The organism is Cupriavidus sp. 05L411, assembly GCF_056398045.1.
In genome coordinates, this window is sequence record NZ_JBFTOQ010000031.1 from 1 (window position 1) to 26,119 (window position 26,119).

A 26,119-nucleotide genomic window follows, 5' to 3' on the forward strand; every position below is an offset into this window, starting at 1 on the left:
ATGGCTGGACATTCATCCAGCAAAAAGCAAACTGCGACTCGGGCCGGTATTCTGGCCTTCATCACAACATCTGGACTCCCCCCACCTTACGGCCAGGTTCGTCAAAGCAAGAAATGGTTGAGATTGACGGGTCAGCCTGAGCCTTCCCGCGTCCCAACAAAGGTCGATGCTCCTAACGTTGGAGCTACCCGGACACGAAGTGCGTGTCGCACGGATCGCCGCATTATAGCAAGCAGGGCGCGGCATCCCGCCCCATCCGGCGCCGGGATGCCCGGCCGCGCGGAATCATTTATGCTCTGCCCGGTCTGAATGCTGTCGCGCGGGACGCGTGGCCAGCGCGGACGGCACATTCCTGCCGTCGCGGCGCCAGCTATGACTAATGCGCCACTTATCTTCCCTCGGTTATCCATGCAACGACGCAATTTCCTTGGCGCCGGCGCGGCAGCACTGCTGGCCGCCTGCTCCTTTGGCCCCAAGCCGGGCACCCTCACCGCCACGCCGGAAACACCGGTGCTGCCGTCCCTGGTGCCCGTGGTGCCGCCTCGCCCCATGCGGATCGGCCTCGCACTTGGCGGCGGCGCCGCGCGCGGCTTCGCCCATATCGGCGTGATCAAGGCGCTGGAGGCACAAGGCATCCACCCGGACCTCGTCACCGGCACCAGCGCGGGCGCGGTGGTCGCAGCGCTCTACGCCTCGGGCATGAGCGGCTTCCAGCTCAACAAGCTGGCGCTGACGATGGACGAAGCCGCCATCGCCGACTGGGCCCTGCCCTTCGGCACCCGTTTCGGCGGCTGGCTCAAGGGCGAAGCGCTGCAGAACTATGTGAACAAGCTGATCGCCAATCGCCCCATCGAGTCCATGAAACTGCCGCTGGGCATCGTCGCCACCGATCTAAAGACCGGCCAGGGCATCCTGTTCCGGCGCGGCAACACGGGCCAGGCGGTGCGCGCGTCAAGTAGCGTACCGGGGGTGTTCCAGCCGGTCTCGATCCAGGGACACGACTATGTGGACGGCGGCCTGGTCGAGCCCGTGCCGGTGGACTCTGCGCGCACCATGGGCGCGGACTTCGTGATTGCCGTGAATATCTCCGCCGAGCCTTCCAGCCAGAAGAGCAATGGCCAGAGCGGGGTATTGCTGCAGACCACCGCCATCATGGGGCAGTCGATCAGCAAGATGGCGCTGGCGCGGGCCGACATTGTGATCCGCCCCGATCTGCCGGACATGAGCGGCAGCGACTTCAACTCGCGCAACCGCGCCATCCTGGCCGGCGAGCAAGCCGCCGCCGCCGTGATGGCGAGCCTGCGCGACAAGCTCGCCCAGGCACGGCTGCGGCCCGCCGGCACGGTAGCCGCGCAGTAAGCGGCAGGCAGCACAAACGAAAAAAGGACTGCGTAGCAGTCCTTTTTTCCTTGACTGGCGCGGACCGCGTCCGCGCGCCGATCAGCCGCCGTAGAGCGGACGGTTGACTGCATTCGGATCGAAACGCTTCAGGGTCTCGACCATATTGCCAAGGTTGTTGGCGCTGCCGCTGTCCTGCGGCGCGTCGTCGATGCGGCGCGCACCGTTATAGCGCGTCACCCAATAGGAGGCACGCATGTCGTCGACGCGGATCTTGCTGCCGGTGGACGGTGCGTGCACGAACTTGTTGTCGCCAATATAGATGCCAACGTGCGAGAAGGTGTGGCGCATGGTGTTGAAGAACACCAGGTCGCCGGGGCGCAGGTCGTTGGATGCCACAGTGGTGCCGACCTGGCTCATCTCGACCGAGCGGCGCGGCAGCACGAAGCCAAAGGTGTCATTGAACACGTAGCGAACGAAGCCGCTGCAGTCCAGGCCCGATTCGGGGCTGTTGCCACCGAAGCGGTAGCGCACGCCAATCAGCCCGAGGGCATTCATGACCAGGTCGCCAGCCTTGCTGGCCACATGGCTGGTGGAATTCATGACCGAAGAGAGCAAGCCGCGCTTGCCTTCCGGATGTGGGTCTGCACTCAGCTCGGTACGTGCATCGATGCGGGCGTCGGGATCCTTGAACACCGTATCAGCCAGCACTCCATTCGATAGAGTGGCACCGCAGGCAATGGCAATTCCTACGGCGCCGCGCGCCAGGGAATGAAGCATTCGCTGCATTGGTTCTCCTGATGAATCGTTCTTGACCGGCCCCGGGAAAACCCACCGGGCGGGCTTGAAATCAATGGGATGACTCGCACGCAAAAAGCGGACCAAGTGATGCAAACCACTCGCCACACGCATAAGCGACGCGCGAACCACCCCCGAAAATAGTTCTCGCCGGATGGTATAAGGTTGTCATCCACATGTCAAAGTTCGTTACAAAATTCAAATAAAACGCTTTGCAATCAAGGCTATACAACGAAAGTCGCAGATGCTTTCTCGGTTTGATTATGTCAACCGCGAGTCAATCGGGTGACACCCTGAGTGCGTCTGCACCAATTTGCGGCGACGTCGGATCGCTCGCACCAATTTCGGCCGCGATCATCAGCTTGCGGGTGTATGCGTGCTGCGGAGCACCCAGGACGGTCTCGGTATCGCCCGCCTCGACCACCTCGCCGGACTTCATTACGATGACGCGGTGCGCCATGGCGCGGATCACCGCGAGGTCGTGGCTAATGAAGAGATAGCTCAGGTTGTACTTGCGCTGCAACTGCGTCAGGAGCGCTAGTACCTGCTGCTGAATGGACACATCGAGCGCCGAGGTGGGTTCGTCGAGCACCAGCACCTGCGGCTTGAGGATCAGCACGCGCGCGATGGCAACGCGCTGGCGCTGGCCGCCGGAGAACTCGTGCGGATACCGCCCCAGGGCGGTGCGGTCCATGCCAACCTCTCGCAGCGCCTCGGTGACGCGCTGGCGCATGGCGTCACGCGACAAGCCAGGCTGGTGCAGGGCGAGGCCCTCCCCCACGATCTGCTCGATGGTCATGCGCGGCGACAACGAGCCGAACGGGTCCTGGAACACCACCTGCAGGCGCGAGCGCAGGGTGCTGCGCTCGCGCCGGGAGACCTCGTCCAGGCTCTTGCCCAGGAACTGGATATCCCCGGCGCTGCGGCGCTGCAAGTTCAGCACGGCATGGGCCAACGTGGTCTTGCCGGAGCCCGACTCGCCCACGATGCCGACGGTCTCGCCCTCGCGCAGCGCGAAATTCACGTCCTTGACGGCGGCAAACTGGTCGCGGCCAAACCATCCGGCCAGGCCGCGGCGCTTGCGCGCATAGTTCACGCACAAGCCGCGCGCCTCCAGCAACACGGGGGCTAGCGGCACCAGCGGCAGCACCTCGCGCCGCGGCCGGCTGTCGATCAGCTTGCGGGTATAGGGATGCTGGGGCGCTGCAAATACCGAGGCAGTCTCGCCAACCTCGACCAGCACGCCCTTCTCCATCACCCCCACTCGCTGGGCGAAGGCCCGGACCAGGTTGAGGTCGTGCGTGATCAACATCACGGCCATGCCGAATTCCGCCTGCAGGTCGCGCAGCAACTCCAGGATCTGCACCCGGATGGTGACGTCCAGCGCCGTGGTGGGCTCGTCGGCCAGCAGCAGCTTGGGCCGGCAGGCAAGCGCCATGGCGATCATGGCGCGCTGGCGCTGGCCACCCGAAAGCTGATGGGGAAAGCTGTCGAAACGGTGCGCCGCGTCGCTGATGCCCGTACGCTCAAGCAGCGCGATGGCGCGCTCGCGCGCCGCGCGGCGGTCCAGGCCCTCATGCAGCGCCAGCGTCTCCACGATCTGGTTGCCGATCGTGTAGAGCGGGTTGAGCGCGGTCATCGGCTCCTGGAAGATCATGGCGATGTCAGCGCCGCGGATGCCACGCATCTCGCGCTCCGACACCTTGAGCAGGTCGCGCCCCTCGAAGCGCACCGAGCCCTGGTAGCGCGCATCGTCCACCAGGCGCAGCATGGCCAGCGCCGTGACAGTCTTGCCCGAGCCCGACTCGCCCACCAGCGCGAAGCGCTCGCCGGCGCGCAGGTCGAAGCTGACATCGCGCACCGCCCGGGTGGCATCCTCGCCATGACCGAAGGTGACTGACAAGCGTTCAATGCACATCAGCGGGCCGCCGGCATCCCCCTTTGCTTGCGCGGGTTGCGTTGGGTCGTTGGCGCTGGCTTGCGTGGCCAGTATGGCCGGTGTGGCTTGTTGCATTGCGCTCATGACGCCGCCTCGGCCGCGGGAGAACCCTCTGGCGCCTTCGGCTCAACACGGCCTCGCAGCTGGGCCAGGCCCAGGCGCGTATCGAAGGCGTCGCGCAGCGCGTCGCCCATGAACGTCAGCAGCAGCAGCGTCACCACTAGTACGGCAAAGGTCGACAAGGAAATCCACCAGGCATCGAGGTTGGCCTTGCCTTGCGCCAGCAGCTCGCCCAGGCTCGGCGTGGTGGGTGGCACGCCAAGGCCGAGGAAGTCGAGGCTGGTCAGGGCCAGGATGGCCGCACTCATGCGAAATGGCAGGAAGGTGATGACCGGTGTCAGGCTGTTGGGCAGGATATGGCGCCACATGATCTGTACATTGGACAGTCCCAGCGCCCTCGCCGCCTTGACGTAATCGAGCGAGCGGTTGCGATAGAACTCAGCGCGCACGTAGTCGGACAAACCCATCCAGCCGAACAGCGAAAGCAGGATAATCAGCAGCGCCAGGCTCGGCGTGAAGATGGACGCGAAGATGATCAGCAGGTAGAGCTCGGGCATCGAGCTCCAGATTTCGATGGCGCGCTGCGAGATCAGGTCGAAGCGCCCGCCGAAGAAACCCATCAGCGCGCCCGTCAAGGTGCCAATCACCACGCCGATCAACGTCAGCGCCAGGCTGAACAGCACCGAGACGCGAAACCCATAGAGCAGCCGCGCCAGCACATCGCGCCCGCGGTCATCGGTGCCCAGCCAGTTCTCCGCAGAAGGCGGCGCCGGGTTTGGCTCCTTGGAGAAATAGTTGATCGAGTCGTACGAGTACCGGTTGGGCGGGAAGATGGCGAAATTGCCGTTGCTGGTGATGCGGTCGCGGATAAACGGATCGAGATAGTCAGCCTTGGTGGGGAAATCCCCATCGAAGGTGCTCTCGGCGTAGGTCTTGACGATGGGGAAATACCACTCGCCCTTGTACTTCACCACCAGCGGCCGGTCGCTGGACAAGGTCTCGGCGACCATGCTCAGCAGGAAAATGGCGACGAAGAGGATCAGGCTCCAGTAGCCCAGGCGATTGCGGCGAAAGCGCTGCCAGGCGCGCTGGCGCGGCGACAGGGAATGCGGCAGCCCGTTGGGGAGCGTGCGCGAGCTGAATTTCATCGGTGCACCGCCTCGAAGTGGATGCGCGGGTCGACCATCACATAGCAAACGTCAGAGATCAGCCGCGTCACCAGGCCGATCAAGGTGAACAGGTAGAGCGTGCCCAGCACAACAGGATAATCCCGCCGCAGCACCGCCTCGTAGGACAGCAGGCCAAGTCCGTCGAGCGAAAACAGGGTTTCGATCAGCAGGGAGCCGGTGAAGAAAGCGCCGATGAAGGCCGCCGGGAAACCGGTCACGAGCGGAATCAGCGCGTTACGGAAGACGTGTTTCCAGAGCACGCGCCGCTCCGCCAGCCCCTTGGCGCGGGCGGTCAGAACGTACTGCTTGCGGATTTCTTCCAGGAACGCGTTCTTGGTCAGCATGGTGACGACCGCGAAGCTGCCCACCACCGAGGCGGTGATCGGCAGCACGAGGTGCCACAGGTAATCCATCACCTTGCCCATCAGCGTGAGCTGGTCCCAGTTGTCCGACGTGAGGCCGCGCAAGGGGAACCACTGCACGAAGGTGCCGCCTCCGAACAGCACCAGCAGCAACACGCCCAGCACGAAGCCAGGTATGGCATAGCCCACCAGCACCACCATGCTGGTCACGACATCGAAGCGGCTGCCCGCCCGAATCGCCTTGGATATGCCGAGCGGCACCGATATCAGGTAGGTCAGGAAAAAGGTCCATAACCCCAGGCTGACCGAGACCGGCATCTTCGACTTCACCAGCTCCCACACGCTGCGGTGCTGAAAATAGCTCTGCCCCAGGTCAAACTGGGCAAAGCGCTTGAGCATCATGAAATAGCGCTCCAGCGGCGGCTTGTCGAAGCCGTACAAGGCCTGAATCTCCTTGATCTTGTCGGGGTCCACGCCGCGCCGGCCGCGATACTCCGCGCCGCCGCCGCTGGCCTCCCCGCCACCGCCGCCCCGCCCCTTGAGCTCCAGCATCATTTGTTCGACCGGGCCTCCCGGCACGAACTGGATCACCGCGAACGTCAGCGTAATGACGCCGAGCAGGGTCGGGATCATCAACAGTACGCGCTTGAGCAGATAGGCGAGCATCTTGTTTCCTTGTCGCGCTTATTGAGCGGCCGGCCTGGCATCGGCACGCCACCAGTTGCTCAGTATCCAGCCTTCCGCCGTGTAGTAGTACGGCAGGCGCTGCGGATAGACCAGCTCTTTTCGGTATGCCACCCGATGCGACGCGCTATACCAGTTGGGCACAATGTAGTAGCCATGCATCAGCACGCGGTCCAGCGCGCGCCCGGCATTGACCAGTTCTTCGCGAGTATGGGCGTGCAGGACATTGTCCACCAAGCGGTCGATCGCCGGCGATTTCAGGCCAAACAGATTGTCGGAGCCGGGCGTGCCCGCCGCCTCGCTGTTGAAGCGGTCGCGCAGCTCGTTGCCCGGGCTCTGCGAATCCGGGAAACGGATCGACACCATGTCAAAGTCGAAGTCTTCCAGCCGCTTCTGGTACAGCGCGAAATCGGTGGTGCGCTGGTTCACCTCGATCCCCAGCTTCTCCAGGTTGCGCACGTAGGTGGTGATGACGCGGCTCATGGCCCCGCCGTCGTCCAGGAACTCGAAGACAAAGGGCTCGCCCTTGGCATTGCGCAGCGCACCATCCGCGTAGGTCCAGCCGGCCTGGGCCAGCAGCCGGCGCGCATCGCGCAGGTTGTCGCGCAGCGAACGCGGCGGATTGGTGGTGGGCATCGCCACGATGGGGCCAAATACCTCGGGCGCCAGCTGCGCGCGCAGCGGCTCCAGCAGTTCCAGCTCGCCGGGGCCGGGACGGCCGTCGAACGTGGCGCTGGCGGCCAGCTCACTATTGGAGAACCAGCTGTCGAGGCGGCGATACGCGCCATAGAACAGCTGGCGATTGAGCCACTCGAAATCCAGCGCCAGGATCAGGGCCTGCCGCACCCGCACGTCCTGGAACATCGGCTTGCGCATGTTCATGACGAAGCCTTGCATGCCGGCTCCGTTGCGGTGCGGAAAATCGGTCTTGAGCAGTTCGCCATTGGAAAAGCGCTTGCCCTCGTAGCTCTTGGCCCAGCTCTTGGCCTTGTATTCGACGATGGCATCGAACTCGCCAGCCTTGAAGGCTTCTAGCTTGGCGGTCTCGTCCTTGTACAGGCGATAGACCACCCGGTCGAAGTTGAACGTGCCGCGGCGCACCGCCAGGTCCTTGCCCCAGTACGACGGATCGCGCTTGAAGGTGATGCCGCGCCCGGCATCGTAACGCTCGATCAAGTAGGGCCCGCTGGCCACCGGATCCTCGAAGGTCAGCTTGTCAAACGGCACCGTGGCGGTCCACTTCTTGGAGAATACCGGCAAGGAGCCAACGATCAGCGGCAGCTCGATGTTGCGCTGCCTGAAATCGAACCGCACCGTGCGCGAATCCACCACCGTGACGGCCTTCACGTCGGTGCACATGCTGCGGTAGCCAGGGCTGGATGCCTTGCTCATCAGCATGTCGTAGGAATACTTGACGTCGCCCGCCAGCACCGGATCGCCGTTGCTGAAGCGCGCCTGCGGCCGGATGTGGAAGGTAACGGACAGTTCGTCCGGTGCCACAGTCACGTCATCCGCCAGCAAGCCATAGGCGCTAGCGGTTTCATCGCTGCTGGCAATCAACAGCGACTCGAACATCAGCGTGTTCACGCCCGGGGCGGAGGTACCCTTGAGCGTGAACGGGTTGAACTTGTCGAAGCTGGTGCGGCGGTCCGGGTTGGCGAGCGTCAGCGTGCCGCCGCGTGGCGCGTCCGGGTTGGCGTAGTCGAAATGGGTGAAATCGGCGGGATACTTGAGGCCGCCATACTGTGCGAAGCCATGGGCGGCTCCGGCCGACAAGGGGAAACCCGCGGTACACAGGGCTACTAATCCACAGCCCAGCGCCGCAAATGTGCGGAAGCGCTGCCATGCCGCCTGAAGCGGTCTACGTGCGCGAATATGCATCCGGTTTGGGTCCTCCACCTGAATCGGATCGTCCGCAGCCTTCGGCGGCGCGGTCAAGTTATGAGACAATTTTACATGCGTTCGGCTGGCATCCAGCCATCCGGACATTCCAGTATGCGGCACCGCTGTTTTGCCGGTCGTCAGCCTGCTGCAAAGCAGCCGCCGCGCGGTGCGCGCCGCAGCCCGGACGCCGTTGCACGAAACGTGCCCGTCCACCTCGAACATTATTGGAGAAGTTATGGGATTTCTCGCAGGTAAGCGAATCCTGATCACCGGCTTGCTGTCCAATCGCTCGATCGCCTACGGCATCGCAACAGCCTGCAAGCGCGAAGGCGCCGAGCTCGCCTTCACCTATGTCGGCGAACGGTTCAAGGACCGCATCAACGACTTTGCCAAGGAATTCGACAGCAGCCTGGTATTCGAATGCGACGTTGGCAACGACGAACAGATTGCCGCCACCTTCGCCGGGCTCGGCCAGAGCTGGGACAAGCTCGATGGGCTGGTGCATTCGATCGGCTTCGCACCGCGCGAGGCCATCGCCGGCGACTTCCTGGAAGGCCTCTCGCGCGAGTCCTTCCGTGTGGCGCACGACATCTCCGCCTACAGCTTCCCCGCTCTGGCCAAGGCCGCCCTGCCCATGCTCTCTGACAAGGCCTCGCTGCTGACGCTGACCTACCTCGGCGCGGAACGCGTGGTCCCGAACTACAACACCATGGGCCTGGCCAAGGCATCGCTGGAAGCCAGCGTGCGCTACCTGGCCGCGTCGGTGGGCCCGCGCGGCATTCGTGCCAACGGCATTTCCGCCGGCCCGATCAAGACCCTGGCCGCTTCCGGCATCAAGGGCTTCGGCAAGCTGCTGGGCCACATCGAGGAGGCAGCGCCGCTGCGCCGCAATGTGACCATCGACGAGGTCGGCAACGTGGCCGCCTTCTTGCTGTCGGACCTGTCCAGCGGCGTGACCGGCGAGATCACCTACGTGGACGCCGGCTTCAATACGGTAGGCGCGAGCCTGCCCGAAGAAGCGTAATACCGGCGCGGCCGCCTCTCACGGCCGCCATCGCTGAAAAGGGGCGTGCGGCTTTGGCCGACGCCCCTTTTTCGTGCCTGCCCGGCAGCACAGCGTGCGCGCGGCCTATTCGGCGCCCTCCCCGGCCAGGCGGCCCGAGCGCAGATAGGCGACGATGGGCGCCCAGAACGCGTCCTGCCGCTCCGGCTGGATCGCCGCATCGTGCGGCAGCGCCGACAGCGCCACCAGCCGGCTGGGGCCACCGGCAGCGCGCTCCAGCCGCTCGGCATGCGCGAAGGGAATCACCTCGTCCGCGCGGCTGTGCACAAGCAGCAGCGGCAACATTGATTTTCGCAATTGATCCTCGTTGTCCCACGGCTCCGGAAGCAGCCTGGCTATCCACGCCGGCACCCGCCCGGTCACCACCGCCGCCTCGCGTGCGGACGTGAAGCCGGCGGCAATCACCAGGCCAGCGGGCGCCGGGCGCAAAGCGGAGATCACATCCAGCAGCACCCCGGAACCCAGCGAAAAGCCCATCACATAGCGCCGGCTAGCTCGCGGCGTCATGGCGAGGAACTGCCCATACGCGGCCAGGCCATCCTCATGCAGGTTGACCACGCCGGGCTTGCCGCCGCTAGCGCCATAGCCGCTGTAATCGAACACGCAGGACGAAATCCCGTCGCGGTAGAGCAGCGCCTGCGCGCTGGCCCAGTCCGACAAGTTTTCCTCGTCGCCGTGGTAGATCAACACGGCGGGCGCGTCACCGCCCTGCGCCAGGACGCAAGAGGCGCGCAGCATGCGCGCGCCGCTGGCAAACGCGAACTGGCGCGATGCGACGCCCAGGCGATCGGGCGTCATCGCGTCGGCCGCACCGGCCGGCTTGGGCTCGAACGCGTCCTCCTCGACCGCCAGGAACAAGGCATGGCGGGCAATGGCGGCCAACATCAGCAGGCACGCGCCACCGGCCAGCCAGTAACTGAGCCTCCTGCCAGCACCTGTGTTTAACTTCGCCATGGGAATCGCCTCGGGAAAGGCGCCGCGCCAGAAAACGCCACGGCAGCCCCGAGATCTTAGACCGGACTGGCGGCCATCGGCAGCGCCTTGCCTGAGTTCGCGATGCGATGGCGCCTCTGGGCGATGGAGAATGCCGGGGAATGCCGGGGAATGCGGGAGAAAATGGTCCGCCCTACACGATTCGAACGTGTGACCGCTCGCTTAGAAGGCGAGTGCTCTATCCAACTGAGCTAAGGGCGGACAGGAGGAACTACTGAAATGCAGAGGACTTGGCATGCTGCTGAGTGCTTAGCATGCGAAGCCCGGTATTCTACCTCAGCCCTGCAGCCGATCCTACCGTGTTGTCATGCGCTCTGGCACAGCCCGGCTCAGGATGCCTGTGAAACCCGCATTCGCGGCGTCGTCGCCATGCCGGCAAGCCGCTCAATGGGCTGCGTGGACACACAGTTGCGCCCCATGGTCTTGGCATCGTAGAGGGCATTGTCGGCGCGGCGCATGAGCGTATCCGCCCCCTCCCCCGGCAGCCGCTCTGCCATGCCGATGCTTACCGTGTAGGAAATCGCATCCGGCTCGGACGGGCACGGTGTGGTGCGCACCAGCGCACTCAAGCGCAGGCTGATCGCCCGGCCCTGGTCCAGCGCGGTGCCGGGCATCACGATGCCGAACTCTTCCCCACCCAGCCGACCGACGAAATCGTCCGCGCGCACTGACTTGCGCAGCAAGCCGCTGAAGTGGCGCAGCACGCTGTCGCCGGCCAGATGGCCATAGAGATCGTTGATGGCCTTGAAATGATCCAGGTCGATGAACGCCACGGTCAGCGGGCGTTGCTGGCGGTCCGCCTGCTTGCAGGCCTCTTCCAGCGCCTCCCAGTAGGGCCCGCGCGACAGGACGTCGGTCAGGTCGTCATAGCTGGCGCGGCGCTCCAGACGTCGGCGCAGGCTATCGTGGGCAAGCAGCGCGAAGCTCACGGCCAGGCTGACAATGCCAAAGGCATGCAGGACGGCAAAGGTCTCCCGGGGCGGGCGCTTTGCCAGCCAGGCAAGGCCAGCGGGCAGCAGCTTGAGGTCAATGGCTTGATAGAGGCCCATGGCCGCGCAAGCGAGCGCGATCAACCCGAGCGACAGCGCCGCCAGGCGGCCGGTGCCGCGCCTGGCGCGCACTTGCGGCGCCACCACGCGCAGCAACAACAGCGGAAGATAGGTATTGGCCAGGATAAAGACGAGCGCCGGCTCTGCCGGCGACACGCCCGCCCAATCGAAGTAAGCGGCGTTGGCCAGCACGGCAAGGTTCAGCAAGCAGAGCGCAACCGCACCCCCGCGCTTGCCGAAAAAGCGGCGCGTGCCATAGACCATCAAGGACAAAGCCGCCGTCATGACCAGATCCACCAGATTGAGCGTAAGCCATTCCGGCAGATAGTCCTGCGCAGCGAGCAAGACGGTGGCTGCGGTGACCAGCAACGCGCCGGCCACCCAAGAATTCAGACCGGCGCGGCCCATGCCGGGTGTGCGCTGCAAGACTGCGAACACCACCGCCATCTGCAACCCGAATAGGCCCGCGACCAGCACACTAACCTGCGACTGAAACATGATTTCCCCGTCCAACTTGGCAGGCAGCGTTCCGTCACGCCACCATGCGCCCCGGGGCCCGCGCGGACCCGAGGTTTTCGCCATTCTTTCTTTTTAAGCTTCTGACCGTCTTCATGCGCCCCGGCGGACAGGGGCTGGGCCTCGCGATCGTGGCGAGGGCACTCTTATTCTCATGTTCGGCGCCAGTCCCGCTAGCGGCACGGATTGCCTGTGCGCCTGACCGGGCGCGGGGCCTGGCCGCTGCGGTGTGCGGATTATGTCAGCGCTTGCGACCAAGTCAAGCGAACCTTTTATCCATCAAATCCTGCGGTGTTCCCCACATCGGCCGGCGCCTCGCTTGGCCGATGCAAAAGTAAATTTGACCCCGGCCCCGCCGCCGGGCTACAATCCACGGCTTCGGGGCGTAGCGCAGCCTGGTAGCGCATCTGATTTGGGATCAGAGGGTCGCATGTTCGAATCATGTCGCCCCGACCAGTATTTAGCAATAAGATCAAAGGCTTAGACCGTAAGGTCTAAGCCTTTTTTGTCGCCTGATTTTTTCCGGGCCAGTGCCGGCCACTGCGCCGGCCACCGCGGCCACCCACCTCACTGCACCGCGGCACCCAGTGGCAATGCCATAAATATGGGATCCCCTGCGCGCTTGAAACACAGACACTGACAGTGGGCGGCGGGTCCGCGAACCGCCCACACCACTTTTAAGCCCGCAACCCACCCGGCGGCGGGCTTTTTCTCTTGTTTTCGCGGCCATATCCGGGTATGACGACCACGCGCGTGCCACGCCTCAACTGCACACCCATGATATAATCGCGCGTTAGCCCGGGGTTTATGCAGCATGCCCTGTAACCGGGCGCCCTTGCCGAGAAATGCAGCCATCACACTGCAGCGCAGTATCCAGCGCAGTTCGGCAAGCCACCGGGAACATCTTGCCCGCTTCATTGCCCCCGCGCCTATCACGGTAGCACGGCCGCATTAGCTTGCGGCCGCAACCGGCAAGGCAATCGGCCGGGCCTGACGCGCCCCCCGGCGATTCCCTAACGTGGACTTTTTTGCACGCGCTTTTTTGCCGTGCCGGTCCGGGTCAGCTTGCCTCCCGCAACTTCAAGGCGCAACCAAGCAAGCCGGCGCTTGTCACTGCTGGCACCCGGACCTCACGAGCATGCAGGCATGCCAGCGCTCGCCTCACCGGATTTACCTAAATTCATGCAGCCCAAGGCTGCCGTAAAGGAAGAAGATTGGCTAAGGAAGAACTTATCGAATTTGGCGGTGTTGTCTCGGAAGCCCTGCCGGACAATCGTTACCGCGTGACGCTGGAAAACGGCGTGGAAATCTGGGCCTATGCCTCGGGCAAGATGCAGAAACACCGCATCCGCATTCTGGCTGGTGACCGCGTGACGCTGGAAATGTCGCCCTACGATCTGACCAAGGGCCGCATCAACTTCCGCCACAAAGTCTGATCTTCTTCCACACTCGCCCCCCCCGGCGAGCGTTGCGCTAGACCGCATTCCAGGGCACCGCATCGCGGCGGTCCCGCCCTGGGAAACATCTGGCCATTGCCACCTGCACGCATCGTGCATAAGTGGCGCCACTGAAACAATCATGATGGCTATTCCATCCTGATGCCTCAGGCCTGGAGCGCTGGTCGATGCGGATGGCTTGCCGGCCATCGCACCCCCTATCGCTTCACCCCAGGCTGCCCCAGCTTCCGCCATGTACGGCTCGCCACATGCGTGTCATTTGGCAGTGCCATGCTGCGTTCCCGCCCGGTGTTTGCCCGTCTTGCACGCACCTGCGCGCGTGATCATACTCGAAATATCCTCTTCCTTTTTCCCCTTTAGCCTGAGCACACCGCTCTCATGAACCTGATCCTGTGGCGTCATGCCGAAGCCGAGGAGTTGTCTGGCGCGCTTGGCTTTTCCCGCAATGCCGACCTGCAACGCCCCCTGACCAAACGCGGACATAAGCAGGCGGATGCCTCTGCCGCATGGCTGCGCAGCCATCTGCCTCCCGGCACGCGGGTGGTCTGCAGCCCGGCCCTGCGTACGCGCGAAACCGCCGCTGCCCTGCGCGAGAACGCAGAGGTGTTGCCCGAGCTTGCCCCGGGTACCGATGTCAGCGCGGTGCTGGCCGCGATCGACTGGCCCCAAGGCGCCGAGTACACCGTGCTGGTCGGGCACCAGCCTTGGCTTGGCCAACTTGCCAGCCTGCTGCTGGCGGGCTCGGAAATGAACTGGAGCGTGCGCAAGAGCGGCATCTGGTGGCTGTCGGGACGCACGCGCGAAAGTGAATCGCAGGTCGTGTTGCGCGCTGTCATCAATCCGGAATTTCTCTAGCATTTTTTGCGCCCCGCAACGATGCGGCCCGGCTTTCCGGGCCTCCGTCACTGAACCGTCACGACCGCTTCACGGCACTGTCACCTGCCCTCTCTACATTCGACCGCAACAGTTTCGTCACCGAAAGGACATACTGATGCGAGAGCTCCCGACGCCCACCCAGCCGTTGTTCGATTCCCTGCCCAGTGGCCTGTCAGGCCATTCGGCGCGGAGGCGTCTTCATCGCCAGCAACCTGCTGCACAAGCACATGAACAAGCGCATGACCAGCCTGCTTTCAGTGTGGCGTGGGCGCGCCACCAGGATGAAGTAGAAGAAGCGCAGCGCCTGCGCTACAAGGTCTTCGCCGAAGAAATGGGCGCCAGGCTGAACCCGTCGAGGCCGGAACTCGACGTGGATATGTTCGACGCCTATTGCGACCACTTGATCGTGCGCGATACGGCCACGCTCAAGGTGGTCGGCACCTACCGCGTGATGGCGCCCCACCAGGCCAAGCGCATCGGCTGCCTCTATGCCGAGTCGGAATTCGACTTGGTGCGCCTGGCTCACCTGAAGCCCAAGATGGTGGAACTGGGCCGCTCGTGCGTGCACCGCGACTACCGCTCGGGCAGCGTGATCATGGCGCTGTGGGGCGGCCTGGGCGAGTACCTGCAGCGCTGGGGCATCGAGTCGATGCTGGGATGCGCGAGCGTACCGATGAGCGATGGCGGCCACTATGCGGCCAGCCTGTACCGGGTCTTCGCCGAGCGCGCCCTGGCGCCGATCGAATATCACGCGTTCCCGCGCCTGCCTCTGCCGATCGACGAGCTCAATCAGACGCTGGACGTCGAGCCGCCGGCGCTGATCAAGGGTTACCTGCGGCTAGGCGCGCGAATCTGCGGCATGCCGGCGTGGGATCCCGACTTCAACGTGGCGGACTTCCTCACGCTGCTGCGCGTGAACGACATGAACCCCCGCTACGCGCGCCACTTCCTTGGCCTGAACCGCGACGCATGAGCCTGTGCGGGCGCTTGCCGCCTGCATTGGCCTGGCCCGCTGATCGAAACGGGGGCCGCCATCTGGCCGCCCCCGCGCTTTGCTTAGGCGTACACCACCTTGTAGCGCTTGCCGATGCGTTCCCACTCGTCGGCTTCTTGCGCCAGGCTGTATTCGACCAGCGGGTTGGCCTCGATCCAGGCCTTGGGCAAGCGCACCTCGAAACCTTCGTCCAGCGCATCCGAACGCTGGCCCACGGTGATCTCGGGCAGCGGCTCGTCGGCACGGCGCCGGCACAGCACGAACGCCAGGCGCAGGCTGAAGAGCATCCGCCAGTCGAGGAACTTGCCGCTGCCAGAAAGCTTGCCTAGCTTGCCGGCATGCCCGAGCAGCAGCGTTGCCAGCCGTGCCTGGTCGGTCTTCGAGAAGCCCGGCATATCGGCGTGCGTAGCGATGTACGCCGAGTGCTTGTGGTAGCCGCTGTGCGAGATGGTCATGCCGATCTCATGCAGCCCGCCGGCCCAGCCCAGCAGTGCCAGGTTGTCGTCGCGGCGCTCATTGCGCGGCTCGGGAAACTGAGCCAGCAAACCCAATGCGGCCTGGCGCACGCGCTGGGCTTGCGCGCGGTCGACGCCATAGCGGCGCATGAACTGATCCACGGTGATGGTACGCATGTCCTCGTGGTGCGTGCGGCCCAGCAGGTCGTACAGCACACCCAGGCGCAGCGCGCCGTCGGTGACGTCCATGCGATCGATGTCGAGCTCGGCGAACACGCCGAGCATGATCGACAGGCCACCTGGCAGCACGGGAATGCGGTCCGCCTTCAGGCCSACCAGCTTGACCCGGTTGGCGTTYTCCGCCTTGACCAGCGCGCGCTTGAGRCGYTCCAGMCCTTCRCGGGTGATGCCGTGCTCGGCCGGGTTGTCGTTCATGCCGTTGAGCTCGATCAGTTCGGCCAGCGCGCGCGCCGTACCGGACGAACCCACCGCCTGCTGCCAGCCGGCCGCCCGGTACTGGCGCACGAGCACCTGGATCTCCCTGCGCGCGGCCAGTTCCGCCTGCTTCATCGCGTAGTCATCGACGTTGCCGCTGGGGAAGAACTGGCGGCTGTGCGAGACGCAGCCGATGTAGAGGCTCTCCATCAGCTTGGACGTGTAGCCGCTGCCGATGATGAACTCGGTCGAGCCGCCACCGATATCGACCACCAGCCGGTTGCCCGCACAGGCCGGCGCATCGTGCGAGGCGCCCAGGTAGATCAACCGCGCTTCTTCGCGCCCGGCAATCACTTCGATCGGGAATCCAAGCGCGTGCTCGGCCTCGATCAGGAATTCCGACGCGTTCTTGGCTACCCGCAGCGTATTGGTTGCCACCGCCCGCACCTGGTCAGGGGAGAAATCGCGCAGTCGGTCGCCAAAACGCCGCAAGGCGTCGATGCCGCGACGGCGGGCAGGCTGGTCCAGGTACTTGTCCGGCGTCAGGCCCGCGGCCAGGCGCACCGGCTCGCGCAGCGCATCGACCTGGAATAGCTGGCTGGCCGGCCCGGATGCGGTCAGGCTCTCATCCACCCGCCCGATCATCAGGCGGAAGCTGTTTGAGCCCATGTCGACGGCGGCCAGCAAGCGAGGGGTTTGGTTCATCGCGGTAGGGGAATGTGGGTAAAAGCCGCAAGCCGCGGCATAAATAACGGTGTCGGGCAGTCAGGTTTGCCCAACCGTAGAAAATATGTCTTTATCATGTCTGCATCGTGACAAAATCACATTGTCATCAATTTGACATGATTCTATGAAAAAGTCGCCGCATTACCAAAAGAAGGTCATGCCTATGTCGACAAGCCCACCCGGCACGCTGCTCAACCGCGAAATGGGCATTCTGGAATTCAATACGAGAGTCATGGCACAGGCAGCTGACGCCAACGTGCCGCTGCTCGAACGTCTGAAATTCATCTGTATTGTTTCAAGTAATCTGGACGAGTTCTTCGAGATCCGCATGGCCGGCTTGAAGGAGCAGATGCGTGACAATCCTTCCGGCATCACGCCCGACGGCCTTTCCTTGCAGCAGGCATACCAGATTGTCACGGAGCGCGTGCAAAAGCTGGTGGCCATGCAGTATGACATGCTGCAAAACGTGATTTTCCCCCTGTTGGAGAAAGAAGGGGTGTTCTTTCACCTCGCCTCCACCTGGAACGAGGCGCAGCGCGAATGGGCCCGCAGCTTCTTCACGCGCGAACTCGGCCCGGTCCTGACGCCGATCGCGCTGGACCCGGCCCACCCCTTCCCGCGGGTGCTCAACAAGAGCCTGAATTTCGTCATTGAATTATCGGGCAAGGATGCCTTCGGCCGGGAGGCCGACCTGGCCATCGTGCAGGCGCCCCGCGCGCTGCCGCGCGTAGTCAGGATGCCCGAGGAACTCTCGGGCTATCCCTACGGATTTGTGCTGCTGTCGTCCTTCATGCAAGCCTTCGTGCATGAGCTGTTCCCCGCTATCAAGGTCAACGGCTGCTATCAGTTCCGCGTCACCCGCAACTCTGACCTGTTCGTGTCGGAGGACGATATCACGGACCTGCGCGAGGCACTGCAAGGCGAGCTGCCGACCCGCCACTTCGGCGACACCGTGCGCCTGGAAATCTCGTCAGACACCCCGCCGGCCATGGCGCGCCGCCTGCTGCTCGAATCCGGCCTGGGCGAGCAGGACGTGTACCGCGTGAGCGGCCCGGTCAACCTGGTGCGGCTGATGCAGATCCCCGACCTGGTCGACCGCCCTGCCCTCAAGTACCCGCCGCACGTGCCGGCGCCGGTCAAGGTGTTTGCGCCCGGCGCTTCGATGTTCGACGCGATCCGCCAGCAGGACGTGCTGCTGCACCACCCCTACGAGAGCTTCAGCTCCGTGCTTGACCTGCTGCAGCAGGCCGCCGTCGACCCTGCCGTGGTAGCCATCAAGCAGACCGTCTACCGCACCGGCAACGAATCGCCGGTGATGGAGGCGCTGATGACCGCGGCGCGCAATGGCAAGGAAGTCACGGTGGTGGTGGAACTGCTGGCGCGCTTTGACGAGGAAACCAACATCAACTGGGCCGAGCGGCTTGAATCCGCCGGCGCGCATGTGGTCTATGGCGTGGTTGGCCACAAGTGCCATGCCAAGATGCTGCTGATGGTGCGCCGCGAACTGGAAGGCGCCAAGAGCAAGCAGTTCAAGCTGCGCCGCTACGCGCACCTGGGCACCGGGAACTATCATCCGCGCACCGCGCGCCTATACACCGATTTCGGCCTGCTCACCGCCAACGAGAAGATCTGCGAGGACGTCCAGCACGTATTCCAGCTGCTAACGGGCACTGCGGGCACCATCCGCCTGAATCACCTGTGGCAGTCGCCGTTCACCATGCAGAGCAATCTGGTGGAGCATATCCGCGCGGAGGCCCGCAACGCCCGTGCCGGCAAGCCCGCGCGCATCATGGCCAAGATGAATGCGCTGCTGGAGCCATCCATCATCGACGAGCTGTACAAGGCATCACGCGCCGGCGTGAAGATCGACCTGATCATCCGTGGGGTGTGCGCGCTGCGCCCCGGGGTGCCGGGCCTGTCGGAGCACATCACGGTGCGCTCCATCGTCGGGCGCTTCCTCGAGCATCACCGGGTCTATTACTTCCTGGCCGGCGGCACCGAAGTGGTCTACCTATCCAGCGCGGACTGGATGGACCGCAACCTGTTCCGTCGCGTCGAGGTGGCATTCCCGGTGCTGGACAAAGTACTGAAGGCGCGGGTCATCAAGGAAAGCCTGCGGGTGCATCTGCACGACAATGCCTCCGCATGGATCATGCAGCCCGACGGCAGCTACATCCGCAAGCACACCAAGTCCAAGCAGCCGCACGTCAGCCAGAACGACCTGCTGGCCATGTTCGGCAGCGCCTGAGGGTGAGGTGAGGTCGGCACGGCGCGCCTTGCGTGCGCCGTGCCATGCACGACGCCGCGAGCGGGCGCTGCTCAGGCCGCCTTCTGCGGCGACTGTCCCGGCCGCGGCAAGGCGCTAGGCATGTAGCCGCTGCGATCGACCGGGAAGACCACGCGGAACACGCTGCCGCGCCCCACTTCGCTGGTGATGCGCAGGTCGGCATGGTGGCGCGACAGCACATGCTTGACAATGGCGAGCCCGAGGCCGGTCCCACCGGTATCGCGCGAACGGCTGCGGTCGACCCGGTAGAAACGCTCGGTGAGGCGCGGGATATGGTCGGCGGCAATGCCCAGCCCCGTATCGGTGACCGAGAAGATGGCGTGCTCGTTCTCGTAGTTCAGCGCGATGCTGATGCGCCCGCCCTCCGGCGTATATCGCACCGCATTGGAAACCAGGTTGCCGAAAGCCGACAGCAGTTCACGCTCCGCACCGCGGATCGTGACGGCCGGATCGATCTGCGCGGAAATCTGGTGCTCGCCCTGCGACAGCGCCTCGGCGTCGTGCACGAGGTGCGCAACCAGTTCGGGCAGGTCGATCCGGTCCTGGCTCGGCGGCTGCTCGTCGCTTTCCAGCTTGGCCAGCACCAGCAAGTCCTCGACCAGGTGCTGCATGCGCATGGACTGCACCAGCATCATGTCGAGGTAGCGGTTGCGATCCTGCTCCGACACGGGCAGGTCGCGCACCGTTTCCAGGAAGCCTGTCAGCACCGTCAGTGGTGTCTTCAGTTCGTGGGAGACGTTGGCGACGAAATCCCTGCGCATCGCCTCGGTGTTCTCCACCTTGGTGATGTCGTGTGTCAGCACCAGCTTGCGGCTTTCGCCGTAAGGCAGTATCTGCACAGCGATCACGCTGCGCTTGTGCTCGCCCATGTCGCGCATCACCAGCGGCTCATCGAAACGCTGCAAGTGCAGGTACTGGACGAATTCCGGCCGCCGGATCAGATGGGTGATGCGCTGGCGCACGTCGCGCCGCGCATTGAGGCCAAAATGCTGCTCGGCCACATCGTTGCACCATTCGATCTGGTCGGCATCATCCAGCATCAGAACGCCATTGGGCGACGCCTGGATAGCCTGGATAAAACGGGTATGTTGCTGCTCGACCTGCAACACCTGGGTGCGCCAGCGCTTGACCAGGCGATGCAGGCGGTAATACACCTCGCCCCACAGCCCCAGCGCGCTGGGAATCTCGCCGTAGGCTGGCGCATCCAGCACTTTCCAGAGCCGGTTGATCTGGTAGATGTAATAGAGCAGATGCCCCAGCAACCCGACGCACAGCACGGCCAGCGCAGGCACGGGGCCAAGGAAGAAGTACAGCCCCGCCGAAGCCAGGGCCAGGAAAATCAGGATGGCCGCCGAACGGGCCCAGATGACGTTCATGAAGAAATGAGAAGGTCAGGCAGGCGGCAAGACCGCATGGAATGCGGTGGAGTGTGCCACGAAACGGGCAAGCTGTAACAGGCGCCACGCTGGAAACGACGTGGCAAGCCTGCCGATCAGTGGCTGGGCGCGCGCGCCAGGCGGTAGCCGCTGCCGCGCACCGTCTCGATCATGTTGCTGTAGCCGCCGGGGGTCAACGCGGCGCGCAGGCGCTTGATGTGCACGTCGACGGTCCGCTCTTCCACGAACACGTGATCACCCCAGACCTGGTCCAGCAACTGCGAACGGCTGTGAACGCGCTCCGGATGCGTCATCAAAAAGTGCAGCAGACGGAACTCGGTAGGACCCAGGTCCAGCTTGATCAGGCCAGATTCATCCTGGCCGGTGACCCGATGCGTGGCCGGGTCAAGGCGCAGGCCATTGATCGCAACGACGTCGTCGGTCAGTTGCGGGGCGCGGCGGCGCAGCACGGCCTTGATGCGGGCCAGCAATTCCTTGGGCGAGAACGGCTTGGTGACGTAGTCGTCCGCGCCGGCCTCGAGTCCCAGCACCTTGTCCTGCTCCTCGCTGCGCGCGGTAAGCATGATGATCGGAATCTGCTTGGTGCGGTCGTTATTCCGCAGTTCCTTGGCGAAGGTCGCTCCCGACTTGCCCGGGAGCATCCAGTCGAGCAGCACCAGGTCGGGCAGCACGTCGCTCATCAGCGACAGCGCCTGCTCGGCGTTATAGGCCCGGATCGGATAATGTCCCGCGTGTTGCAGGTTGACCGCGATCAGTTCGGCAATCGCGGGTTCGTCTTCGACAACAAGAATGCTGCTTGGCATGTAATTTTCTCCGCGGTGGCGCCTTAACTCAGCGCTTCGCGCTCCATGTCCTCACGCGAGGCGTGGCGGACGTCGGTTCCCTTGACGATGTAGATGATGAATTCAGCGATGTTCTTGGCGTGGTCGCCAATGCGCTCGATCGCCTTGGCGATAAAGAGGAAATCCAGCGCGACCGAGATCGTGCGCGGGTCTTCCATCATATAGGTGATGAGCTTGCGCACGAACCCACGGAATTCGTCGTCGATGGCCTTGTCGTCCTTGACGATCCGGGCGGCAGCCACGGTGTCCAGGCGCGCAAAGGCGTCGAGTGCCTGGCGCAGCAGCGCGATAGCCAGATCGCCCGAGAGCTTCACCTCGGAGTAATTGATCTGGTGGGCGCCCGCGTCTTCCATGATGTGCTTGGTGCGCTTGGCAATTTTCTCCGCCTCGTCGCCGGCACGCTCCAGGTTGGTGATGGTCTTGGAAATCGCCATCACCAGGCGCAGGTCGCGCGCGGTCGGCTGCCGGCGCGCGATGATGTTGCCGCAATCGGCATCGATCTCGAGTTCCAGGGCATTAAGGTGCTGCTCGCGCGCGATGACCTGGTCGGCCAGGCCCGCGTCGAACTCCGAAAGCGCCCGCATGGCGTTTTCGATCTGCGACTCGACCAGACCGCCCATCTGCAGCAGTTTCGTGCTGATGGCGTTGAGGTCGGCGTCGAATTGGGTCGACAGATGCTTGTCAGACATGTTGTTCTCCTAGCCGCTCTATTCGTATGCTATGCGTTATGTGCGCAACGCTCAATCAGCCGAAACGGCCGGTGATGTAGTCTTCGGTTTCCTTGCGATGCGGCTTGATGAAGATCTTCTCAGTCTCGCCGAACTCGATCAGTTCACCCAGGTACATATACGCGGTGTAGTCCGAGCAGCGCGCGGCTTGCTGCATGTTGTGGGTCACGATCACCACCGTGTACTCGTCCTTCAGTTCCGCGATCAGTTCTTCGATGCGGCCGGTCGAGATCGGGTCAAGTGCGGAGCACGGTTCATCCAGCAACAGCACTTCGGGGCGGATGGCGATGCCGCGCGCGATGCACAGGCGCTGCTGCTGGCCGCCGGACAGGCCGTAGCCCGACTGGTTGAGCTTGTCCTTGGCTTCGTTCCACAGCGCCGCCTTGGACAGCGCCCATTCCACGCGGTCGTCCATCTCGGAGCGTGACAGCTTCTCGAACAGGCGCACTCCAAAGGCGATATTGTCATAGATCGACATGGGGAACGGCGTGGGCTTCTGGAACACCATGCCCACCTTGGCGCGCAGCAGAGCGATGTCTTTCTTGGCGGTCAGCAGGTTCTCGCCATCCATGTTGATCTCGCCCTCGGCACGCTGCTCCGGATAGAGCGCGTACATCTTGTTGAAGGTACGCAACAGGGTCGACTTGCCGCAGCCGGACGGCCCGATAAAGGCCGTTACCTTGCGCTCGGGAATCGACATGTTGACGTTCTTCAGCGCATGGAACTGGCCGTAGTAGAAGTTCAGGTTGCGCACGTCGATCTTGGCGCGGGTCGTGTCGGGAATGTCGATGACGGTCGAGGTCATGCTCGTCTCTCGCAAAGAATTTGGGGTGGGCCGTGCGGCTATCGCGCTGCCGGTCATTTCTTGAACAGCATGCGTGCCAGGATATTGAGCGCCAGCACACCAACGGTAATCAGGAACACGCCGGCCCAGGCCAGTTGCTGCCACTCGACGAACGGGCTCATGGCGAAGCGGAAGATGGTCACCGGCAGGTTCGCCATCGGCTTGTTCAGGTCGCTGGTCCAGAACTGGTTGGACAAGGCCGTGAACAGCAGCGGCGCGGTCTCGCCGGCGATACGCGCAACCGCCAGCAGCACACCGGTGACGATGCCTGCATACGACGACTTCACCGTGATCGACAGCACCATCTTCCACTTGGGCGTGCCGAGCGCGAAGGCGGCCTCGCGCAGCGCATTAGGGACCAGGTTCAGCATGTTCTCGGTTGTGCGCACCACAATCGGAATCTGCAGCAACGCCAGCGCGCAGATGCCGGCCCAGGCGGAGAAATGGCCCATGCGGGTCACCACCAGCGCGTAGACGAACAGGCCGATCACGATCGACGGCGCCGATAGCAGGATGTCATTGATAAAGCGGATGAAACTGGCCAGCGGCGACGTCTTGCCGTATTCGGCCAGGTAGATGCCGGCCAGGATACCCAAGGGCGTTCCGCACAGCGTGGCGAGGCCCACCATCACGAAGCTGCCGTAGATCGCATTGGCCAGGCCGCCGCCGGCGGTATTCGGCGCCGGCGTCATCTGCGTAAACAGATCCATCGACAGGCCGCCCACTCCCAGCGAAATGGTGGTCCACAGGATCCACGCCAGCCAGAACAGACCGAACCCCATGGCGCCCAGCGACGCAGTCAAGGCATAGAAGTTGGTGCGGCGGCGCCGTGCCTGCAGGCGCGTGCGCGTGGCATCCGCATCCGGACTGACTGCCGGAATCGACGTAGAGGAAGAGGAAGACATGGCGGCTTGGCTCATTTTGCACCCTCGTTCTTGGCCAGGCGGAGCAACAGGATCTTGGACAGCGCCAGGACCACGAACGTGATAAAGAACAGGATCAGGCCAAGCTCCATCAGCGCGGCGGTATGCAGGCCAGCGCCGGCTTCGGCGAACTCATTGGCCAGCGCCGAGGTGATGCTGTTGCCCGGCGAGAACAGCGAGGCGTTGTCCAGCAGGTTGGTATTGCCGATCACGAAGGTAACCGCCATGGTCTCGCCCAGCGCGCGGCCCAGGCCCAGCATCACGCCGCCGATCACGCCGGCACGGGTGAAGGGCAGCACCACACGCCACATCACTTCCCACGTGGTGCAGCCGATGCCGTAGGCCGATTCCTTGAGCAACACCGGGGTAACTTCGAATACATCGCGCATCACGGACGCGATGTAGGGAATGATCATGATCGCCAGGATCACGCCGGCGCACAGCAGGCCGATGCCCAGGGGCGCACCCTGGAACAGCTTGCCGATCAGCGGCACCTGGCCCACGGTGGCGGCCAGCGGCTTCTGGAAGTACTCGCCGAAGATCGGCGAGAAGACCAGCAGGCCCCACATGCCGTAGACGATCGAGGGTACGGCGGCCAGCAATTCGATGGCGGTGCCGAGCGGGCGGCGCAGCCAGGCCGGCGACAGCTCGGTCAGGAACAGCGCGATGCCAAAGCTGATGGGCACCGCGATGATCAGGGCGATCAGGGAGGTGACGATGGTGCCGTAGATCGGCACCAGGGCGCCATAGACGTCCGCGGGTGGATCCCACTCTGCGGTCCACAGGAAGCGCAGGCCGAAGGCCTCGATGGAAGGCCAGGCGCTGATCGCGAGGGACACGATGATGCCGCCAAGCAGCAGCAAGGTCACGATGGCGGCGCCGCGCGTCAGGCCACCAAACAGGATGTCACCGGTACGGCTAGGCGGCCGTACTGCGGATAGATCGGATGTAGTCGCCATGATGTGGTATTGGAGTTCGTTTAGTAGGCGGCTGGCTGGCCGCGCCGACCGCTCGGGCCGCTCGGGCCAATCGGCCCCTTGCATTGCGTCGTGCTTGCCCGCGCGGGTTGCCGCGTTTGCTGCGCTTCTTCTACTGCTGCTTCTACTGCTGATTCTGCTGCTTTGCTGCCTTCAATGCTGCCGGTCCGGCGCCCTTGGGACGCCGGACCGGCATGGCGCGGCTGCCGTGGCAGCCCGCCGATCAGTTGTACAACGCCTTGCCCGAGCCGTCCTTGACCGAGTTTTTCCAGGTCGCGCGGATCTGGTTCACSACSGMKTCCGGCAGCGGTACATAGTCAAGGTCGCTGGCCATGTTGCCGCCGCTCTTGTACGCCCAGTCGAAGAACTTCAGCACTTCGGCACCTTGCGCTGCCTTTTCCTGGTTCTTGTGCACCAGGATGAAGGTCGCGCCGGCGATCGGCCATGCCGTCTTGCCCGGTTCGTTGGTCAGGATCTGGTAGTAGGTCTTGCTCCAGTCGGCGCCTGCTGCTGCTGCCTTGAAGCCGTCGTCACCAGGCTGAACCACTGCACCGGCAGCGTTCTTCATGTTCAGGTGGGTCATCTTGTTCTGCTTGGCGTAGGCGTACTCGACGTAGCCGATGGCGCCGTTCAGGCGTTGCACGAAAGCAGCCACGCCTTCGTTACCCTTGCCACCGGTGCCACCGCCCGGCCAGTTGACCGTGGTGCCCTCGCCCACCGAGCTCTTCCAGTCCGTGCTGACCTTGGACAGATAGTTGGTGAAGATGAAGGTGGTGCCCGAACCATCGGCGCGGCGCACCGGCAGGATGTCCTGGCTCGGCAGCTTGGCGTGCGGGTTCAGTGCCTTGATGGCGGGATCGTCCCACTTCTTGATCTTGCCCAGGTAGATGTTCGCCAGCACGTCGCCGGTGATGGTCAGTTCGCCCGGCTTGATGCCTTGCAGGTTGATCACCGGCACCACACCGCCGATCACCGTGGGAAACTGCACCAAGCCTTGCTTGGCCAGTTCTTCGTCCTTCAGGGGCGCATCGGAAGCACCGAAGTCGACAGTCTTGGCGCCGATCTGCTTGATGCCGCCAGACGAGCCGATGGATTGATAGTTGACCTTGTTACCCGTTGCTTTCTGGTATGCATCGGCCCACTTGGAATACACGGGCGCCGGGAAAGAAGCGCCAGCACCGGTAATTTCCGCCGCGAACGCAGTGCCCGCCACCACCAACGACACAATGCCTGCTACGGCAGTCTTGACCAGCTTCATATGTCCTCCAGAGACATGGTTGGGGAATGACAATTTTTTGACAAGTCGAACTTTAAGCTCCGACT

21 protein-coding genes and 2 tRNA genes are annotated in these 26,119 nt (G+C 63.8%); 7 read left to right on the forward strand and 16 right to left on the reverse strand.

Annotated elements, in window-relative coordinates; translation table 11 throughout:
• Positions 1 to 408 precede the first annotated feature (408 nt).
• Positions 409 to 1,359 (forward strand): patatin-like phospholipase family protein, encoded by a 951-nt coding sequence (locus tag AC1DQR_RS28635; protein WP_477134219.1) that lies wholly within the window; start codon positions 409 to 411, stop codon positions 1,357 to 1,359.
• A gap of 81 nt (positions 1,360 to 1,440) precedes the next feature.
• On the opposite strand, the gene AC1DQR_RS28640 is transcribed toward AC1DQR_RS28635, so the two are convergent.
• From AC1DQR_RS28640 to AC1DQR_RS28660, 5 genes are all read right to left on the reverse strand, one after another.
• Complete coding sequence (locus tag AC1DQR_RS28640) at positions 1,441 to 2,127, reverse strand: C40 family peptidase (protein WP_150983330.1); 687 nt, start codon at positions 2,125 to 2,127, stop codon at positions 1,441 to 1,443.
• 286 nt (positions 2,128 to 2,413) lie between these two features.
• Positions 2,414 to 4,054, reverse strand: coding sequence for an ABC transporter ATP-binding protein (locus AC1DQR_RS28645; RefSeq protein ID WP_416050354.1), 1,641 nt, complete (start codon positions 4,052 to 4,054; stop codon positions 2,414 to 2,416).
• 101 nt (positions 4,055 to 4,155) lie between these two features.
• Positions 4,156 to 5,283, reverse strand: a complete 1,128-nt coding sequence (locus tag AC1DQR_RS28650) for an ABC transporter permease (protein ID WP_416049093.1) — start codon at positions 5,281 to 5,283, stop codon at positions 4,156 to 4,158.
• Positions 5,280 to 6,332 (reverse strand): microcin C ABC transporter permease YejB, encoded by a 1,053-nt coding sequence (locus tag AC1DQR_RS28655; protein WP_150983328.1) that lies wholly within the window; start codon positions 6,330 to 6,332, stop codon positions 5,280 to 5,282. Before AC1DQR_RS28655 ends, AC1DQR_RS28650 begins: the two co-directional genes overlap by 4 nt.
• Before the next feature lie 18 nt (positions 6,333 to 6,350).
• Positions 6,351 to 8,231, reverse strand: coding sequence for an extracellular solute-binding protein (locus AC1DQR_RS28660; protein WP_174423332.1), 1,881 nt, complete (start codon positions 8,229 to 8,231; stop codon positions 6,351 to 6,353).
• A 238-nt stretch (positions 8,232 to 8,469) separates the two neighbouring features.
• Between AC1DQR_RS28660 and fabI the strand changes: the two genes are divergently transcribed.
• Positions 8,470 to 9,258: an enoyl-ACP reductase FabI gene (gene fabI / locus AC1DQR_RS28665; RefSeq protein ID WP_150983326.1), complete on the forward strand. Its 789-nt coding sequence runs from the start codon at positions 8,470 to 8,472 to the stop codon at positions 9,256 to 9,258.
• 105 nt (positions 9,259 to 9,363) lie between these two features.
• Here the strand turns inward: fabI and AC1DQR_RS28670 are convergent, their stop codons facing one another.
• The 3 genes from AC1DQR_RS28670 to AC1DQR_RS28680 form a co-directional block, all read right to left on the reverse strand.
• Positions 9,364 to 10,251, reverse strand: coding sequence for an alpha/beta hydrolase (locus AC1DQR_RS28670; protein ID WP_416049094.1), 888 nt, complete (start codon positions 10,249 to 10,251; stop codon positions 9,364 to 9,366).
• A gap of 163 nt (positions 10,252 to 10,414) precedes the next feature.
• Positions 10,415 to 10,491 (reverse strand) — tRNA-Arg (locus AC1DQR_RS28675).
• A gap of 128 nt (positions 10,492 to 10,619) precedes the next feature.
• Positions 10,620 to 11,837, reverse strand: coding sequence for a GGDEF domain-containing protein (locus AC1DQR_RS28680; protein ID WP_477134220.1), 1,218 nt, complete (start codon positions 11,835 to 11,837; stop codon positions 10,620 to 10,622).
• A gap of 397 nt (positions 11,838 to 12,234) precedes the next feature.
• On the opposite strand from AC1DQR_RS28680, the gene AC1DQR_RS28685 reads away from it, so the two are divergent.
• The 4 genes from AC1DQR_RS28685 (at position 12,235) to AC1DQR_RS28700 (ending at position 15,161) form a co-directional block, all read left to right on the forward strand.
• Positions 12,235 to 12,311 (forward strand) — tRNA-Pro (locus AC1DQR_RS28685).
• Between the two features lie 758 nt (positions 12,312 to 13,069).
• Positions 13,070 to 13,291: a translation initiation factor IF-1 gene (gene infA / locus AC1DQR_RS28690; protein ID WP_006157708.1), complete on the forward strand. Its 222-nt coding sequence runs from the start codon at positions 13,070 to 13,072 to the stop codon at positions 13,289 to 13,291.
• A 399-nt stretch (positions 13,292 to 13,690) separates the two neighbouring features.
• The gene (locus AC1DQR_RS28695) at positions 13,691 to 14,167 is read left to right on the forward strand and encodes a SixA phosphatase family protein (protein WP_416049096.1); all 477 of its coding nucleotides are present in this window, start codon (positions 13,691 to 13,693) and stop codon (positions 14,165 to 14,167) included.
• A gap of 136 nt (positions 14,168 to 14,303) precedes the next feature.
• Entirely contained in the window at positions 14,304 to 15,161 is an 858-nt protein-coding gene (locus AC1DQR_RS28700; protein ID WP_416049097.1) for a GNAT family N-acetyltransferase, read from the forward strand.
• Between the two features lie 83 nt (positions 15,162 to 15,244).
• On the opposite strand, the gene ppx is transcribed toward AC1DQR_RS28700, so the two are convergent.
• Positions 15,245 to 16,777 carry an exopolyphosphatase gene (gene ppx / locus AC1DQR_RS28705; protein WP_043347570.1) on the reverse strand — a complete coding sequence of 511 codons (1,533 nt, stop codon included), beginning with the start codon at positions 16,775 to 16,777 and terminating at the stop codon, positions 15,245 to 15,247.
• 145 nt (positions 16,778 to 16,922) lie between these two features.
• Here ppx and ppk1 point away from each other — a divergent pair, with 145 nt between their 5' ends.
• Entirely contained in the window at positions 16,923 to 19,046 is a 2,124-nt protein-coding gene (ppk1, locus tag AC1DQR_RS28710) for a polyphosphate kinase 1 (RefSeq protein WP_416049098.1), read from the forward strand.
• A 71-nt stretch (positions 19,047 to 19,117) separates the two neighbouring features.
• On the opposite strand, the gene phoR is transcribed toward ppk1, so the two are convergent.
• From phoR to pstS, 7 genes are all read right to left on the reverse strand, one after another.
• Entirely contained in the window at positions 19,118 to 20,461 is a 1,344-nt protein-coding gene (phoR, locus tag AC1DQR_RS28715; RefSeq protein ID WP_416049099.1) for a phosphate regulon sensor histidine kinase PhoR, read from the reverse strand.
• Positions 20,462 to 20,577: 116 nt separating this feature from the next.
• Positions 20,578 to 21,285: a phosphate regulon transcriptional regulator PhoB gene (gene phoB, locus AC1DQR_RS28720; protein WP_043347578.1), complete on the reverse strand. Its 708-nt coding sequence runs from the start codon at positions 21,283 to 21,285 to the stop codon at positions 20,578 to 20,580.
• A gap of 23 nt (positions 21,286 to 21,308) precedes the next feature.
• Positions 21,309 to 22,013: a phosphate signaling complex protein PhoU gene (gene phoU / locus AC1DQR_RS28725; RefSeq protein ID WP_150983319.1), complete on the reverse strand. Its 705-nt coding sequence runs from the start codon at positions 22,011 to 22,013 to the stop codon at positions 21,309 to 21,311.
• A 55-nt stretch (positions 22,014 to 22,068) separates the two neighbouring features.
• Positions 22,069 to 22,857 (reverse strand): phosphate ABC transporter ATP-binding protein PstB, encoded by a 789-nt coding sequence (pstB, locus tag AC1DQR_RS28730; RefSeq protein WP_043347586.1) that lies wholly within the window; start codon positions 22,855 to 22,857, stop codon positions 22,069 to 22,071.
• 53 nt (positions 22,858 to 22,910) lie between these two features.
• Positions 22,911 to 23,801: a phosphate ABC transporter permease PstA gene (pstA, locus tag AC1DQR_RS28735; RefSeq protein WP_416049100.1), complete on the reverse strand. Its 891-nt coding sequence runs from the start codon at positions 23,799 to 23,801 to the stop codon at positions 22,911 to 22,913.
• Between the two features lie 11 nt (positions 23,802 to 23,812).
• Positions 23,813 to 24,778, reverse strand: coding sequence for a phosphate ABC transporter permease PstC (pstC, locus tag AC1DQR_RS28740; protein ID WP_174423342.1), 966 nt, complete (start codon positions 24,776 to 24,778; stop codon positions 23,813 to 23,815).
• Between the two features lie 241 nt (positions 24,779 to 25,019).
• A complete protein-coding gene (gene pstS, locus AC1DQR_RS28745) occupies positions 25,020 to 26,054 on the reverse strand; it encodes a phosphate ABC transporter substrate-binding protein PstS (protein WP_477134221.1) in 1,035 nt (344 codons plus the stop codon).
• Positions 26,055 to 26,119 lie beyond the last annotated feature (65 nt).